The 14,357-nt window shown below is 41.6% G+C and carries 14 protein-coding genes; 9 read left to right on the top strand and 5 right to left on the bottom strand.

The features are described 5' to 3' along the window. Positions 1 to 335 precede the first annotated feature (335 nt). The 3 genes from mdh to gyrB form a co-directional block, all read right to left on the bottom strand. Entirely contained in the window at positions 336 to 1,262 is a 927-nt protein-coding gene (mdh, locus tag P162_RS04555) for a malate dehydrogenase (RefSeq protein ID WP_031426052.1), read from the bottom strand. A gap of 167 nt (positions 1,263 to 1,429) precedes the next feature. Further along, the gene (locus tag P162_RS04560) at positions 1,430 to 2,431 is read right to left on the bottom strand and encodes a DUF6588 family protein (protein WP_031426053.1); all 1,002 of its coding nucleotides are present in this window, start codon (positions 2,429 to 2,431) and stop codon (positions 1,430 to 1,432) included. 129 nt (positions 2,432 to 2,560) lie between these two features. Beyond that, positions 2,561 to 4,501 (bottom strand): DNA topoisomerase (ATP-hydrolyzing) subunit B, encoded by a 1,941-nt coding sequence (gene gyrB, locus P162_RS04565; RefSeq protein WP_031426054.1) that lies wholly within the window; start codon positions 4,499 to 4,501, stop codon positions 2,561 to 2,563. Between the two features lie 351 nt (positions 4,502 to 4,852). Between gyrB and P162_RS04570 the strand changes: the two genes are divergently transcribed. Beyond that, complete coding sequence (locus tag P162_RS04570) at positions 4,853 to 5,674, top strand: DUF1080 domain-containing protein (RefSeq protein ID WP_081868459.1); 822 nt, start codon at positions 4,853 to 4,855, stop codon at positions 5,672 to 5,674. Between the two features lie 113 nt (positions 5,675 to 5,787). Here P162_RS04570 and asnB read toward each other — a convergent pair whose 3' ends face one another. Then, the gene (gene asnB / locus P162_RS04575) at positions 5,788 to 7,461 is read right to left on the bottom strand and encodes an asparagine synthase B (RefSeq protein WP_031426056.1); all 1,674 of its coding nucleotides are present in this window, start codon (positions 7,459 to 7,461) and stop codon (positions 5,788 to 5,790) included. Between the two features lie 246 nt (positions 7,462 to 7,707). Between asnB and P162_RS04580 the strand changes: the two genes are divergently transcribed. After that, positions 7,708 to 8,247 (top strand): DUF2911 domain-containing protein, encoded by a 540-nt coding sequence (locus P162_RS04580; RefSeq protein WP_031426057.1) that lies wholly within the window; start codon positions 7,708 to 7,710, stop codon positions 8,245 to 8,247. 51 nt (positions 8,248 to 8,298) lie between these two features. Here the strand turns inward: P162_RS04580 and P162_RS04585 are convergent, their stop codons facing one another. Continuing rightward, positions 8,299 to 8,931, bottom strand: coding sequence for a 7-carboxy-7-deazaguanine synthase QueE (locus P162_RS04585; RefSeq protein WP_031426058.1), 633 nt, complete (start codon positions 8,929 to 8,931; stop codon positions 8,299 to 8,301). A gap of 185 nt (positions 8,932 to 9,116) precedes the next feature. Here P162_RS04585 and P162_RS04590 point away from each other — a divergent pair, with 185 nt between their 5' ends. The 7 genes from P162_RS04590 to P162_RS04620 all read left to right on the top strand — a co-directional run bounded on the left by P162_RS04590 (position 9,117) and on the right by P162_RS04620 (position 14,345). Continuing rightward, a complete protein-coding gene (locus P162_RS04590) occupies positions 9,117 to 10,637 on the top strand; it encodes a helicase HerA-like domain-containing protein (protein WP_031426059.1) in 1,521 nt (506 codons plus the stop codon). A gap of 25 nt (positions 10,638 to 10,662) precedes the next feature. Then, positions 10,663 to 11,214 (top strand): hypothetical protein, encoded by a 552-nt coding sequence (locus P162_RS04595; RefSeq protein ID WP_051907777.1) that lies wholly within the window; start codon positions 10,663 to 10,665, stop codon positions 11,212 to 11,214. Between the two features lie 101 nt (positions 11,215 to 11,315). Continuing rightward, the gene (locus P162_RS04600) at positions 11,316 to 11,933 is read left to right on the top strand and encodes an inorganic diphosphatase (RefSeq protein ID WP_051907778.1); all 618 of its coding nucleotides are present in this window, start codon (positions 11,316 to 11,318) and stop codon (positions 11,931 to 11,933) included. Positions 11,934 to 12,036: 103 nt separating this feature from the next. Further along, positions 12,037 to 12,222 carry a hypothetical protein gene (locus P162_RS04605; protein WP_031426062.1) on the top strand — a complete coding sequence of 62 codons (186 nt, stop codon included), beginning with the start codon at positions 12,037 to 12,039 and terminating at the stop codon, positions 12,220 to 12,222. 63 nt (positions 12,223 to 12,285) lie between these two features. After that, positions 12,286 to 13,173 carry an alpha/beta hydrolase gene (locus P162_RS04610; protein ID WP_051907779.1) on the top strand — a complete coding sequence of 296 codons (888 nt, stop codon included), beginning with the start codon at positions 12,286 to 12,288 and terminating at the stop codon, positions 13,171 to 13,173. Between the two features lie 21 nt (positions 13,174 to 13,194). Continuing rightward, the gene (gene rluF, locus P162_RS04615) at positions 13,195 to 14,004 is read left to right on the top strand and encodes a 23S rRNA pseudouridine(2604) synthase RluF (RefSeq protein WP_031426064.1); all 810 of its coding nucleotides are present in this window, start codon (positions 13,195 to 13,197) and stop codon (positions 14,002 to 14,004) included. A 92-nt stretch (positions 14,005 to 14,096) separates the two neighbouring features. Then, positions 14,097 to 14,345 (top strand): Rho termination factor N-terminal domain-containing protein, encoded by a 249-nt coding sequence (locus P162_RS04620; protein WP_031426065.1) that lies wholly within the window; start codon positions 14,097 to 14,099, stop codon positions 14,343 to 14,345. Positions 14,346 to 14,357: the final 12 nt, after the last annotated feature.

The raw sequence follows: 14,357 nt of genomic DNA on the forward strand, positions 1-14,357 counted from the left end.
GATTTTTCATCGGGATGTATCGAAACCACCATAACTTTCCATATAAATTTTGTTGCGCTCTCGATTCACGCAATTCACTCAGCCACCAGAACTTTCGATGTAAATTGTTCTTCTAAAAACTCCTCTTTTCAAATAAAGAAATGACCCAGGCTCTTAAATTTTGAACCTGAAATTCGCTGTAGGTGGTTGAGTGTCACGATTTTTCATCGGGATGTATCGAAACCACCGGCAATAGCTTTCAAAGCATCATAAAGCAACAAAAAACGGCCGATTTTAAGGTAAAATCAGCCGTTTTACATAATTATTTAAAACTATCTCGCTTGTGAAATAATTGATTATAGTTCAAGCAGGTCATTGGTTTTCTTGACCGCTTCTGCGCTTTCTTTCATTTTGCTCTTCTCGGCATCGGTAAGATCGATTTCAACGATTTCTTCGATACCATTTTTGCCCAAAATTACGGGAACACCTATAGAGATATCGCTAAGGCCATATTCACCCTCAAGCATAACAGAGCAAGGGAACATTTTTTTCTGGTCACAGGCAATGGCCTGGACCAATCCTGAAACTGCTGCACCCGGAGCATACCATGCAGAAGTTCCCAGCAGTTTAGTAAGGGTTGCACCCCCTACTTTAGTATCTTCCATCACTTGTTCTAAACGATCTTCTTTAATAAATTTAGAAACAGGTACGCTATTGCGTGTTGCAAGTCGCGTAAGTGGGATCATACCCGTATCGCTGTGACCGCCCAAAACCATACCATCCACATCAGAGATAGGACATTCCAGCGCTTCCGCAAGACGGAATTTGAAACGTGCACTATCAAGCGCACCGCCCATACCTATGATTCTGTTTTTAGGCAAATCTGTTGTTTTGTGCACCAGGTAAGCCATCGTATCCATAGGATTACTTACCACAATAATAATTACCTCTGGAGAGTGCTTAATTAAGTTGGAAGCCACCTCTTTAACAATACCTGCATTGATCCCTATAAGTTCTTCACGGGTCATGCCCGGCTTACGCGGAATACCACTTGTGATTACGGCCACATGGCTATCTGCTGTTTTACTATAATCATTGGTGCTTCCAGAGATTCTGGTATCAAAGGCATTTAATGAAGCTGTTTGCATAAGGTCCATCGCTTTTCCTTCGGCCACACCTTCCTTGATATCAAGAAGTACGACTTCTGACGCAAAATTCTTCATTGCGATATATTCGGCACAACTGGCACCTACTGCTCCTGCTCCTACTACGGTAACTTTCATATTTGATTTACTTTTATTGTTATAATTGCTATTAGTATTAAAACGTTCAGAAATCAACTTGAATACGTCGAAAACTGCCCAATTTTATTCAAAAATACTGATTCTTTAACAGTTTTATGTGAACTTAGTTTTAAAGTTGAATAAAAATGAAAAGCTATTTTCAAATTTTACCGAAAGCTAAAAGCGACACCAGCACTTAGATTATTGTACTCCTGAAGCGTATAATCTGCAAAAACCTTAAAAAACCCGAGGCTCAAACGCGCGCCAATAGAAGACCTGAAACTTGACGGTTTGAGGGCAATAGCGATGGGATCTGTAAATGTGGTACTTTGTATTCCCCCTGTATAATCTACGGTATAGGTGCCCAGGACATCCAGTTCAGATTTGCCACCTGTGTAGCCCAGGCTACCGTAAACACTTATAAATGGAAAATCCAAAGAAGCAAGACCCTGGACTGTATAAGACTTCAAATTAAATTCCGCTTTTTGATTATCGCCTTCTATAGAAGAATTATTTGCCAAATCATAATCCACATCCATACTGGAAAAAGCCCCCAAAAGGGAAACATTGAGCGGAAGATTATCCAACGGACCAAAATACTGCATTAGATTGTGTTTTAAACCAACACCAAAAAGACTGCCTTTCACATCATTACTGCCCACCTTTGGTGTATATCGCAGCATAAGATCTGTATCGTACAAAAGACCAACACCTGCCTGCAGCACGGGAGCGGGCATTGCATTGAGCGGAAGATCATCCTTTACGCCTTCGGGCATGGTAAAAGTAGCGCTGCCACCACGGGTGACAACAGTAACCTCAGCAGGCGTTGCATCACCGCCCACTGTGGGCGTAACACCCGGGGAAGCGGTAATTGTATTTTCAAATTGCAAATCAGAAAAGGAGAAAAGTTCCTTTTTTGAAGGAATAAAAGCGGTATTTGCCGCAATGGTAATATCAAAACCTAATTTATTGTGGGTTTTGGCCGTATGGTACCAGCCGCCGCTCATGGAGTAAACCATACCTTCCATCGCGGGAGCGATATAGGCTTCCATCAATGTGCTGGCGTCAGTTTTTCCGGCGGTAATCACACCATCAAAACCACTATAATTTTGTGATCTTAAAGTAAAGATCACAAAAAACAACACAGTTGTAATAACAAGTTTTTTCATAATTCTATAGATAAGGGGTTAATTTTTAGAACACTAAAAATAAGATAAATGGATTTACACCTGCCTTTTAAGCATAAAAAAACCCGTTTTTAGATAAAAACGGGCTTTTTACTATGAATATTGACCTATTTATACGTCAATATTCGCATAAACGGCATTCTTTTCAATAAACTCACGCCTTGGCGGAACTTCATCCCCCATAAGCATTGAGAAAATACGGTCTGCTTCGGTGCCGCTATCAATGGCAACCTGTCGCAGGGTTCTAAATTCCGGATTCATTGTGGTATCCCACAATTGTTCGGCATTCATCTCCCCGAGACCTTTATAACGCTGTACCGCGGCACTTCCGCCCATTTCAGCATTGTATTCATCCCGCTCTTTATCACTCCACGCATAACGCATTTTTTTACCTTTTTTAACGAGGTAAAGCGGTGGCGTGGCGATATAAATATGACCGTTTTCAAGAAGTTCACGCATATAGCGGAAAAAGAACGTCAGGATCAAGGTCGCAATGTGACTACCATCCACATCCGCATCACACATGATCACTACTTTATGATAGCGCAATTTTGAAAGGTTGAGCGCCTTACTATCTTCTTCAGTACCTATGGTTACCCCAAGGGCGGTAAATATATTTTTTATCTCTTCATTATCAAAAACGCGGTGACGCATCGCTTTCTCCACGTTCAGGATTTTTCCGCGTAGTGGAAGTATCGCCTGAAAGTTACGGTCACGACCTTGTTTTGCCGTACCACCTGCCGAATCACCCTCCACAAGAAACACTTCACAAACCGAAGGATCTGTTTCAGAACAATCTGATAATTTTCCAGGTAAGCCGCCAATGCTCATCACGGTCTTACGCTGCACCATCTCACGGGCTTTTTTTGCAGCATGGCGCGCCTGAGCTGCAAGGATCACTTTTTGCACAATCGTCTTGGCGTCATCGGGATGCTCTTCCAGATAAATTTCAAGCATTTCTGAAACCGCCTGGGAAACTGCTGCGGTTACCTCCCGGTTACCCAGTTTGGTTTTGGTCTGACCTTCAAACTGAGGTTCGGCCACCTTTACTGAAATTATCGCGGTCAATCCCTCACGGAAATCATCACCGGTAATATCAAATTTCAGCTTATCAAGCATGCCAGAAGCATCTGCGTATTTTTTTAGCGAACCGGTAAGTCCACGGCGGAAACCGGCTAAATGTGTACCTCCTTCATGCGTGTTGATATTGTTTACGTAAGAATGCAGGTTTTCAGCATAGCTGTCATTATAGATCATGGCAACCTCAACCGGAATATCGTTCTTTTCACCTTCCATGGAAATAACTTCACCGATGATGGGCTGGCGGTTTCCATCAAGAAAACGTACAAACTCTTTTAATCCTTCTTCAGAATGGAAGGTTTCGGTAACGATCTCTCCTTTTTCGTCAGGAAAACGTTTATCGGTAAGTGTAATTGTAATCCCTTTATTCAGGTATGCCAATTCACGCATACGACTGGCAAGCGTATCATAATTATATTCTACGCTCTGCTGAAAAATACTGTCATCTGGTGAAAACGTAACCACCGTACCCTTTTTATCAGTCTCTCCGATTGATTTTACGGGATACATGGCCTTACCCTTCTCATATTCCTGCTCCCAGATAACGCCATCCCTATATACGGTAGCACGCAAATGATTGGAGAGCGCATTTACAACACTTACCCCTACCCCGTGAAGTCCACCGGAAACTTTATAGGAATCTTTGTCAAATTTACCCCCGGCACCAATTTTTGTCATAACCACCTCAAGGGCGGAAACGCCTTCTTTTTTATGCAGGTCTACGGGAATACCACGACCATTGTCCTCTACACTTATACTGTTATTCTCATTGATAATAACCTTGATCGAGTCGCAATACCCGCCCATGGCCTCATCAATGGAGTTGTCTACCACCTCATAAACCAGGTGATGAAGACCACGTACACCTACGTCACCAATGTACATGGATGGTCGCATGCGTACATGCTCCATACCCTCAAGGGCCTGAATGCTATCTGCCGAATATTGTTTCTTATTTACTTCTTCGCTCATGATTTGTTATTAGGTTGTGCCATTTTTAATATTCCTGAAAACATAAAATTTTGATTGAAATTGAGTTTCTGGGAATAGATTTTTGGCTAGCAAACAAATATAAGGCATCATACGCCTTTAGCTAAGGAAAAGCCCCTTTAAACGTCTTAAGTTATCAACAGGTAATCAAAAAAACACTCGTGTTCCCTAAGCAATGACATAAAAAAATCAGTACTGAGAATCCTTGAAGGTAAAGGATGATCAGCATTATTAAATCCTTTTAGGCTTATTCGTGAAATGAATTAAATAAGTTATACAGATTGACTATTTTTAAAACTGCCGATGTCCACGCTAAAAATTAAAAAATTACCCATGAATTTGAAAAACGTACGTATTAAAAGGAAGTATGAAGCCTGCATTATCATGCTCGCAGTGTTACTGTTTATGGGCTCTTGTGGTAGTACAAAAGAAGACCCGGCAGACTGGCAAGACCTTTTTAACGGAAAAAATCTGGAGGGCTGGACTCCAAAAATCTATCATCATGAATTGGGCGACAATTACGCCAATACTTTTCGGGTTAAGGATGGAACCATAGAAGTAAATTATGACGAATATGAGCAGTTTAATGAACGCTATGGGCATTTATTCTACAAGCAGCCTTTTTCAAGTTTTCATCTAAAGTTCCGTTATAAATTCACGCAACAGTGGATGGAAGATGCGCCCGTTTATACCTACAGGAACAGCGGCGTTATGTTTCACTCACAAGATCCAAAAACCATATTGAAAGAGCAGGATTGGCCTATTTCCGTGGAATATCAAATGCTCGCTGATGCCGAAGATGGAAATCCTCGGCCTACGGGAAATATGTGTTCCCCGGGAACTGAAGTGATTTTTGAAGGGGAGATGGACCCCCGGCATTGTATTGAATCCACTTCTCCCACCATTCCCTGGAACGAATGGGTGGAGGCAGACCTTATCGTTTATGGCGACTCACTCGTCATCCACAAAGTCAATGGAAAAACGGTTCTTCAATACACCAAACCGCAAATAGGTGGTGAGGTTGCCAACGGCTTTGACCCTGAAATGAAAAAAGATGGCCAACTGCTTAATAGCGGTTATATCGGCCTGCAGGCCGAAGGACAGGGCGTTATTTTTAAGAATATAAAAATCAAGGATTTATCGAATAAGGAATAAAATGCCACAAAGTGGAAATGAGCTAAAATGTAGTTCTTAAGAACAAAAAACCTCCAAAAATCATCGATTTTCGATGATTTTTGGAGGTTTTTCAGTAAAAATAGGTTGTTTACCTACCCTTTCACATAAGCATCTGTATGTACGTTTGCAATGGCGCGACCACTGGGATCGTTCATGTTTTTAAAGGCTTCGTCCCACTCTAAAGCAATCTTGGTACTACAGGCGACCGAGGCTTCCTGTGGTACGCAAAGTGCAGCGGCATCACTGGGAAAGTGCTCTTCAAAAATGCTTCGGTAGTAAAATTCCTCTTTGTTCTGTGGGGTTTGTATGGGGAATTTGTAACGTGCGTTTGCAAGTTGCTCATCGCTTACGCTTTCGTTAACTGTTCTTTTTAACGTATCTATCCAGCTGTAGCCCACGCCGTCAGAAAACTGTTCTTTCTGGCGCCATGCGACTTCTTTTGGCAAATAATCCTCAAAAGCTTTACGAATCACCCATTTTTCCATGCGCTCCCCGTTGATCATTTTATCCTGTGGGTTGATGCTCATGGCTACATCCATAAATTCTTTGTCTAAAAACGGTACACGACCTTCAATCCCCCACGCGGCAAGTGATTTGTTTGCCCGTAAACAATCGTACATGTGCAATTTGCTCAATTTACGTACGGTCTCTTCATGAAATTCCTTTGCATTTGGTGCTTTGTGGAAATATAAATAACCGCCAAAAAGTTCATCTGCCCCCTCACCGGAAAGTACCATTTTTACGCCCATGGATTTGATCACACGCGCCATTAAATACATGGGCGTAGAAGCACGAATTGTGGTGATATCATAAGTTTCCAGATTATAGATTACATCGCGAATGGCGTCAAGTCCTTCCTGAATGGTAAATTTTATCTCATGGTGCACCGTACCAATGTGGTCTGCTACTTTTTGCGCAGCGGCCAAATCTGGCGAACCTTCAAGCCCTACGGAAAAAGAGTGCAATGTGGGCCACCATGCGGCAGAAGTATCATCTGATTCTATGCGCTTATCCGCATATTTTTTAGCCACCGCAGAAGTTATTGACGAATCAAGACCTCCGGAAAGCAGCACACCATAAGGCACGTCAGACATCAATTGTCTGTGAACGGCAGCTTCCAGCGCATCCTTGATCTTTTGGATATCGGTCTCATTGTCTTTGACCGCATCATATTCCATCCAGTCCCGCTTGTACCATTGTTTAAGTTCGCCATCGCGGCTATGCAGGTAATGACCCGGAGGAAACAATTCTATTTTTGTACAGGTTCCCTCAAGTGCTTTCAATTCTGAAGCCACATAGAAAGTACCATTTTTATCCCATCCCATATACAATGGGATAATCCCCATGTGGTCACGGGCTATAAAGTATTCATCCTTTTCAGTATCATAAAGGGAAAAAGCGAAAATACCGTTCATTTCATCCAGAAAATCGGGGCCTTTTTCCTGGTATAATGCCAATATAACTTCACAATCTGATTCTGTTTGAAAGTCGTATGTGTTCTTTAAAGTTTTGCGTAGTGCGCGGTGATTATAGATTTCTCCATTTGCGGCAAGAACCAGTTTTCCATCAGGGCTCAATAAAGGCTGTTTTCCAGAGGCAGGATCTACAATGGAGAGACGCTCGTGCGCCATGATGGTTTTTTCATCACTGTACACACCATTCCAGTCAGGACCGCGGTGACGTACTTTTTTAGACATTTCCAATAATTGTGGTCGCAAGTCTTCAGACTTTTGCTTGAGGTCGTAAGCGCAAACTATTCCGCACATAATCTAATTTTTTATAATGTTTATAAAGCCAAAGATGCATTTATACTTCTAATTCCTAAAGCAAAATCATCAATTTAGTTTCAATTTAAAACATATTCTATAATTTCAATTTTAATATGAAACATAATCGCAATCTTTTTCTAGCTTGAATTTAAAAATTGCAAGTTCTTATTTTATAGAGAAGTTAACAAGCCTTCAAGCGCCACATTGTATATTTGATTACTAATAAATTTAAATCTAAATACAATGAAATCATTTTTTATAACAAGCTTGATGCTGACTCTTTTATTTGCGGCGCCCCTTCAAGCTCAGGAATTCCCGGAAGCTGACAAAAGCCCTATGGATATTGCTATGTTCCGTGCACAGGATAAGAGTCCGCTCATACGTGTAATTTACAGCAGACCTTCTAAAAATGACCGTGTGGTTTTTGGTGAATTACAGCCTTATGGGGAAGTATGGAGAACGGGAGCTAATGAATCTACCGAAATCAAACTTTACCAGGATATGATGATAGGTGATAAAAAGGTAAAAGCGGGAACATACACATTGTTTACCATTCCGGGAGAAAAAGAATGGACCGTGATCCTTAATAAGGATAATGATACCTGGGGAGCTTATGGTTATAAAAAAGAACGTGATATGGTACGTATTACCACACCAGTTCGTAAGGCAGATAAAATCATCGAGTCTTTCTCAATGGCCTTTCAGCCAAGCGAGGGTGGTGCAGATATGTTAATGGGATGGGATAATACCTATGTACAGGTTCCATTTACCACTACAATGTAAGATTGAAAACCTTATAAAATTTAAAAAACCCCTCTCACGAGGGGTTTTTTATTACGGTATATTCAAGTATTTATGGGTCTGAAGACTGATTTTCCATTTGGGATTGTTCATCACATACTCAACAATGTGCGGAGTCATTTTCTCGCGCACGCTCCATTCTGGCTGTAAATAAAGTTCGCAATGAGGCGCCACTTTTGCGGCATGTTCCTCGGCAAAAGCAAAGTCAGATTTATTATAAACAATTACCTTGAGTTCGTGTGCTGCGGGATAAATTTCCGCGGTGGGCAGCATTCGTTTTTTGGGAGAAAGACAGATCCAGTCCCAATCCCCTGTAAATTTGTAGGCTCCGGACGTTTCTATATGCACCTGCATTCCCTCTTTTTTCAACCGTTCCGTCAAGCGGCTCATATCCCACATTAGGGGTTCGCCGCCGGTAACTACAACGGTGTTACTATATTTTGAAGCATTGGCCACAATTTGTGAAGCCTCTGTGGGCGGGTGAATCGCTGCATCCCAACTTTCTTTTACATCGCACCAGTGACAGCCTACGTCGCAACCACCCAGTCTAATAAAATAGGCCGCTTTGCCGGTATGATGCCCTTCCCCCTGTATGGTATAAAACTCTTCCATCAAGGGCAGGAGCTCGCCCAGCTTTACCCTATCCTCCATGTTATCAATCGCCATTTTTGTCATAAGGGGGCAAAGGTACGCAAATCTCAGATTTAAAGGATTGTGATCTTTATAGAAAAATAAGGATGTGGCCATACGAATGAATTTTTAAACCGATATAAAAAGACAGGTTCAAAAAGTGCGTATAGGAGCAATTTTCTTTCTGTAATACTTACTTTTGACGAAAATTGGTGCAAACTATGTCAAACGCAAAAAATTTTAGGGCAACCCTTGAAGCAGGTAATTCCTTTGAAGGTGATTTTATCACACTGGGTGCTGCTATGTTTGAGGGGGAAGTACTTACACATGCACACATAAACGTACCGCTAAAAACCCTCAACCGCCATGGTCTCATTGCCGGGGCTACCGGTACGGGAAAAACCAAGACGCTACAGGTATTAGCCGAAAATCTATCCCTAAAAGGTATTCCCGTTCTACTTATGGACATCAAGGGGGACCTCAGCGGACTCGCAAAACCTGGTGTAAACCACCCAAAAATAACGGAAAGACAGGATAAAATAGGATTATCTTATGAACCAACCGGCTTTCCGGTCGAATTATTGAGCCTTTCTGAACAGGGCGGTGTACGTTTGCGCGCCACCGTGACTGAGTTTGGTCCCATACTTTTTTCACAGATCCTGGACGCAAGTGATGTACAGGCCGGTATAATTTCGGTATTGTTCAAATATTGTGATGATCATGACTTACCACTGCTAGATCTTAAAGACTTTAAAAAAGTGTTGCTTTACGCCAATAACGAGGGCAATAAGGAAATCGAAAAAGAATACGGCAGTATTTCCACTGCTTCCACGGGCGCAATCCTAAGAAAAATCGTAGCCCTTGAACAACAGGGTGCTGCGCTTTTCTTCGGTGAGAAATCCTTTGATGTTCAGGATATAAAAAGGCTGGATACCAAGGGTCACGGCGCAATTAATATCGTACGCCTAACAGACATTCAGGACCGGCCCAAGCTGTTTTCAACATTTATGCTGAGTTTATTGGCTGAAATCTACAGCACATTCCCAGAACAAGGCGATAGCGGGCAACCTGAACTGGTCATTTTTATTGACGAAGCGCACCTTATTTTTGATCAGGCCTCTAAAGCACTTCATGATCAGATTGAAAACATGGTAAAGCTTATCCGTTCTAAAGGGGTGGGACTTTATTTTATTACTCAAAACCCCACGGATGTGCCCGAAGGTGTTTTAAGTCAGTTGGGCTTAAAAATACAACACGCCTTGCGCGCCTTTACGGCAAAAGACCGAAAGGCGATAAAGCTTACCGCGCAGAATTACCCCATTTCAGAATTTTATGATACGGAAAGCGTACTGACTTCCCTGGGTATAGGGGAAGCCCTGGTTTCTGCACTTGATGAAAAAGGCCGGCCTACCCCACTGGCTGCCACATTGATGCGCGCACCGGTATCCAGGATGGATATTCTTAGCCCAGAAGAGCTTGAAGAAGTATACCGAAAATCAGAACTTACTGCCAAATACAATGAAACCATAGACAGGGAGAGCGCCTATGAACTCCTTACCAAAAAATTAGAAGAGGCAAAAACCGAAGAAATCAAGCAGAAAACACAGGAAGAACGAAAAAAAATGAGTTCGTCTTCCTCATCTGATATGGGTCAAGCCACTCAAAAAGCAATTCTCAAAGTATTGACCAGCACCACCGTTATACGGAGCGTTCTGGGCATTCTGGGAAAAATGATCAAATAACAATAACCTCAAAATTAAAGAACACGTGCAACATTTCAAAACGCTGGCTGCCAGCTTTATGCTTTCCATTTTACTCATTTCCTGTAAAGGGGACGATCCATTTACCATTACCCCTACCAGTGTGGGGCCGCTTACGCAGAAAACACAGGTAAGTGAAGTCAGTACTTTATTTGCTAATGACAGTATTATTGATAAAAATTCCACGGAAAACCGCCAGAATGACTCTGGGATAATTACTATTTATGAAAAAGGCGGAGAAAAATTGTTGAGCCTGATCACTGCTACAAAAGCAGATACCGCAACCATCAAAACCATTCAGATTTTTGATTCCCGCTACAAAACGGAAAAAGGGATTTCCACATTGAGTACTTTTAAAGAGTTACAGGACGCCTACACGATAAACAAAGTAGAATCTTTGCTAAGTACTATTATCGTATTTGTAGATGAGATCAATGCCTATTTCACAATAGACAAAAAAGAACTTTCCGGCGAACTGCAATTTGGTCCTGGTACTAAAGTAGAACCAGCTCAAATACCGGATAAGGCCAAAATCAAATATTTTATGCTGGGCTGGTAATATCGTTCAATTGAATCAATCACTTAGTGATTTTTGAGTAACAACCGGTTAACGTATTCATTTCAGTATTGCTTTTAACTGAAAAATAATTTTTATAAGCAATGATCAACTTCGGTAAACATATCAAATGGCTGAGGTGCTTTGCCCTTCTTTTAATTGCTTCGTGCGCCGGGAGAAAAGATTATTACACGGTTCCCACGTTCTCGGCTACGCACCTCAATGCGGTTATTGAAATTCCGGCAGGTACTAATAAGAAGATTGAATATGATCATAACACAAGGAATTTTTTACCGGACCAGCGCCAGGGTAAGGACCGGTATATAGCATTTCTAGGGTACCCTGGCAGTTATGGTTTTATTCCGTCTACCTATAGTGATCCCGCACGGGGAGGCGACGGCGATGCCCTCGATATTCTCATACTGGGCGCATCAATGTCCACCGGGAGTGTACAACAGGTAATCCCCCTTGGGGTACTAAAGTTAGTGGATGATGGGGAACTTGACTATAAGGTCATTGCTATCCCCACAGATCAAAGACTACAGCATATATATGCGGCAAACTGGGAAGCATTCAACAAAAACTATCCCGCTGCGCGCGAAATTATAGGACTTTGGTTCACTAATTATGACTCGCAAAATGAAACAACCATCCAAAGCTGGGGCGATGAAAAAGAAGCACTAGCTGAAATCAAAAAATGGCAGATAAAATCACGACAATAGCCGATTATGGCCATTATTGATCACTTCTGAATTAAAATCGCGTTAATTACCTGTACGTCAACACTTGTTTTTGATACTTTTACGGCTCAAAATTATACTGATAATGATCAAAACACTCGCCCTTATCCTTACCCTTGCCGGAGCTATCGCTTTGGTAATAGGTGTCATGGGCATTTTTGGAAGTCTCAACGTGGGTCTAAGCCCCTGGGCGCTTGGTATTCTTGGTATTATTTTTTTCTTCGCCGGTATTTCCCTGCTCAAGTATGCTAATCAATCTGGTAAAGGCTGATTTTTTTGCCCTTAAATCCCTTCAATAACCCTTACCTTTGAAATCTTTAAAAGATTGCTTTTTATGCGTAGCAGTTTTAAAAAAATAATTGCCAAGTTACTGGGTGGCTACATAAACCTACTCGCTTATATTGCACCAGATAAGGCGGCAGGCAAGGTATTTTCGTTGTTCAGTACCCCCAGACAAGGTAAAATCAGAACCCACCATACAGATTTTTTAAACCCTGCACGTCATGAAAGGATTCCATTTAAAAATATGGAGTTGCAGGTATATATCTGGCCGGGTGAGGGTGAAACCGTCCTTCTCGTACATGGCTGGGAAAGTAACACCCACAGGTACAAGATGCTGATAAAAGAGTTGCAGCAAAAAAACTATAGAATCATTGCCTTTGATGCCCCTGGACATGGCTATAGTGAAGGGTTCAGTTTATATGTCCCACTTTACGATGAAGCCATGCAGCTTATAAAAGAAAAATATGAGCCCACGTATATTGTGGGTCATTCTATAGGGGCGATGACCGCTATTCACAACCAGAGCAAACATCCAGATACGCATGTAAAACGCATGGTCATTCTGGGTGCCCCAGACAAACTTGAAGATATGCTTGCGGACTCTGAAAAATTATTGGGACTCAGTAACAGGACTACTCAAGTGATGGATGCCTATTTCAAAAAACGCTTTGGATTTATCAAAAAAGAATTTTCAAGTGCGGCATTGGCTAAAAAAATACAAATTCCCGGTCTTATCATTCATGATAAGGATGACAGCATTACCCCCTCCTATGGATCTAAAGCCATTCATAATAATTGGCCGAAATCAACACTCGTTTACACCACCGGTCTCAACCACTCGCTGTATGGTGAGGCCGTAGATAAGGTGATTTTAAAATTTTTACAAGGAGAAAAAATTCCTTCTGAAGACATTGTCGTACAATCGGCATCGCTCGCTTAATCCCATATTAAACCTTACTTCATGACGCAGGACAAACTCACCCGCTTAAATAAATACCTCAGCGAGATAGGTTTCTGTTCCCGCAGAAAAGCTGACAAACTAATAGAAGAAGGCCGCATCACAATTAATGGGGAACTTCCAGAAATGGGCATCAAGGTAACCGGGAATGAAGAAATCAGGGTAAATGGTAAAAAAATAGAGAACCAGCAGGATAAACCTGTGTATCTCGCCTTTAATAAACCTGTTGGGATTGTTTGCACGACAGATACCCGGGTAGAGAAGGATAATATCATTGACTTTATAAACTATCCTACGCGCATCTTCCCCGTGGGACGACTTGACAAAGCTAGCGAGGGTCTTATATTTTTAACTAACGATGGTGATATCGTAAATAAGATTTTACGTGCCCGAAATCAGCATGACAAAGAATATATTGTTGAGGTAGACAAGCCCATCACCCAGCGTTTTATTGACGAGATGGCCTCAGGAGTACCCATTCTGGAAACCGTAACCCGTAAGTGTGAGGTGACGCAAATGGGGAAAAAACGCTTTAAGATCATTCTTACACAAGGGCTCAACCGCCAGATACGCAGAATGTGTGAATACTTAAATTATAATGTGACCCGGCTAAAAAGAGTTCGCATTATGAACATTCAACTTGATATAGCTGTAGGTAGCTACAGGGAATTCACCGCAAAAGAATTGGAAACCATTCAGGAATTAGTAAGTGAAAGCAAGGGAATCCCAAGTCAGGATGAGCTCAAAAATTCTGACTTAAAGACAGAAAATGAAATTCCGCGAGGCAAAAGAAGACGCAGCAAACCATTATAAATTTTGTTTATCACCGGTAATAAACATCTGTTAAGAAAAAACATAAGATCAAAGTTTCTTATTACTTTTAGCAGTCTAAAATTATTTGAATTATGGCTAAAAATACCCGCCCCAGCATCAAAAATGAAGAGCAGTATGATGCGCTTTTAGAAAAAGGGTATAGCCAGCAAAAGGCCGCGCGTATCGCTAATTCCCCTAATGCGGGTAAAAAAGGTGGCAAAGCCGAGGATTATGAACAGCGCACCAAACAGGAACTTTACGATCAGGCAAAAAAAGTGGGTATTTCCGGTAGATCTAAAATGACCAAGAAAGAACTTATTGATGCCCTTAGGAATAATTAAATTTTACCAATA

The organism is Flavimarina sp. Hel_I_48, assembly GCF_000733945.1.
Classification (GTDB): Bacteria; Bacteroidota; Bacteroidia; order Flavobacteriales; family Flavobacteriaceae; genus Leeuwenhoekiella.

Bases quoted from the DNA above. Each gene is read 5' to 3' on its own strand.
- mdh (WP_031426052.1), bottom strand. From the start codon at position 1,262: ATGAAAGTTACCGTAGTAGGAGCAGGAGCAGTAGGTGCCAGTTGTGCC.
- P162_RS04560 (WP_031426053.1), bottom strand. From the start codon at position 2,431: ATGAAAAAACTTGTTATTACAACTGTGTTGTTTTTTGTGATCTTTACT.
- gyrB (WP_031426054.1), bottom strand. From the start codon at position 4,501: ATGAGCGAAGAAGTAAATAAGAAACAATATTCGGCAGATAGCATTCAG.
- P162_RS04570 (WP_081868459.1), top strand. From the start codon at position 4,853: ATGAATTTGAAAAACGTACGTATTAAAAGGAAGTATGAAGCCTGCATT.
- asnB (WP_031426056.1), bottom strand. From the start codon at position 7,461: ATGTGCGGAATAGTTTGCGCTTACGACCTCAAGCAAAAGTCTGAAGAC.
- P162_RS04580 (WP_031426057.1), top strand. From the start codon at position 7,708: ATGAAATCATTTTTTATAACAAGCTTGATGCTGACTCTTTTATTTGCG.
- P162_RS04585 (WP_031426058.1), bottom strand. From the start codon at position 8,931: ATGGCGATTGATAACATGGAGGATAGGGTAAAGCTGGGCGAGCTCCTG.
- P162_RS04590 (WP_031426059.1), top strand. From the start codon at position 9,117: ATGTCAAACGCAAAAAATTTTAGGGCAACCCTTGAAGCAGGTAATTCC.
- P162_RS04600 (WP_051907778.1), top strand. From the start codon at position 11,316: ATGATCAACTTCGGTAAACATATCAAATGGCTGAGGTGCTTTGCCCTT.
- P162_RS04605 (WP_031426062.1), top strand. From the start codon at position 12,037: ATGATCAAAACACTCGCCCTTATCCTTACCCTTGCCGGAGCTATCGCT.
- P162_RS04610 (WP_051907779.1), top strand. From the start codon at position 12,286: ATGCGTAGCAGTTTTAAAAAAATAATTGCCAAGTTACTGGGTGGCTAC.
- rluF (WP_031426064.1), top strand. From the start codon at position 13,195: ATGACGCAGGACAAACTCACCCGCTTAAATAAATACCTCAGCGAGATA.
- P162_RS04620 (WP_031426065.1), top strand. From the start codon at position 14,097: ATGGCTAAAAATACCCGCCCCAGCATCAAAAATGAAGAGCAGTATGAT.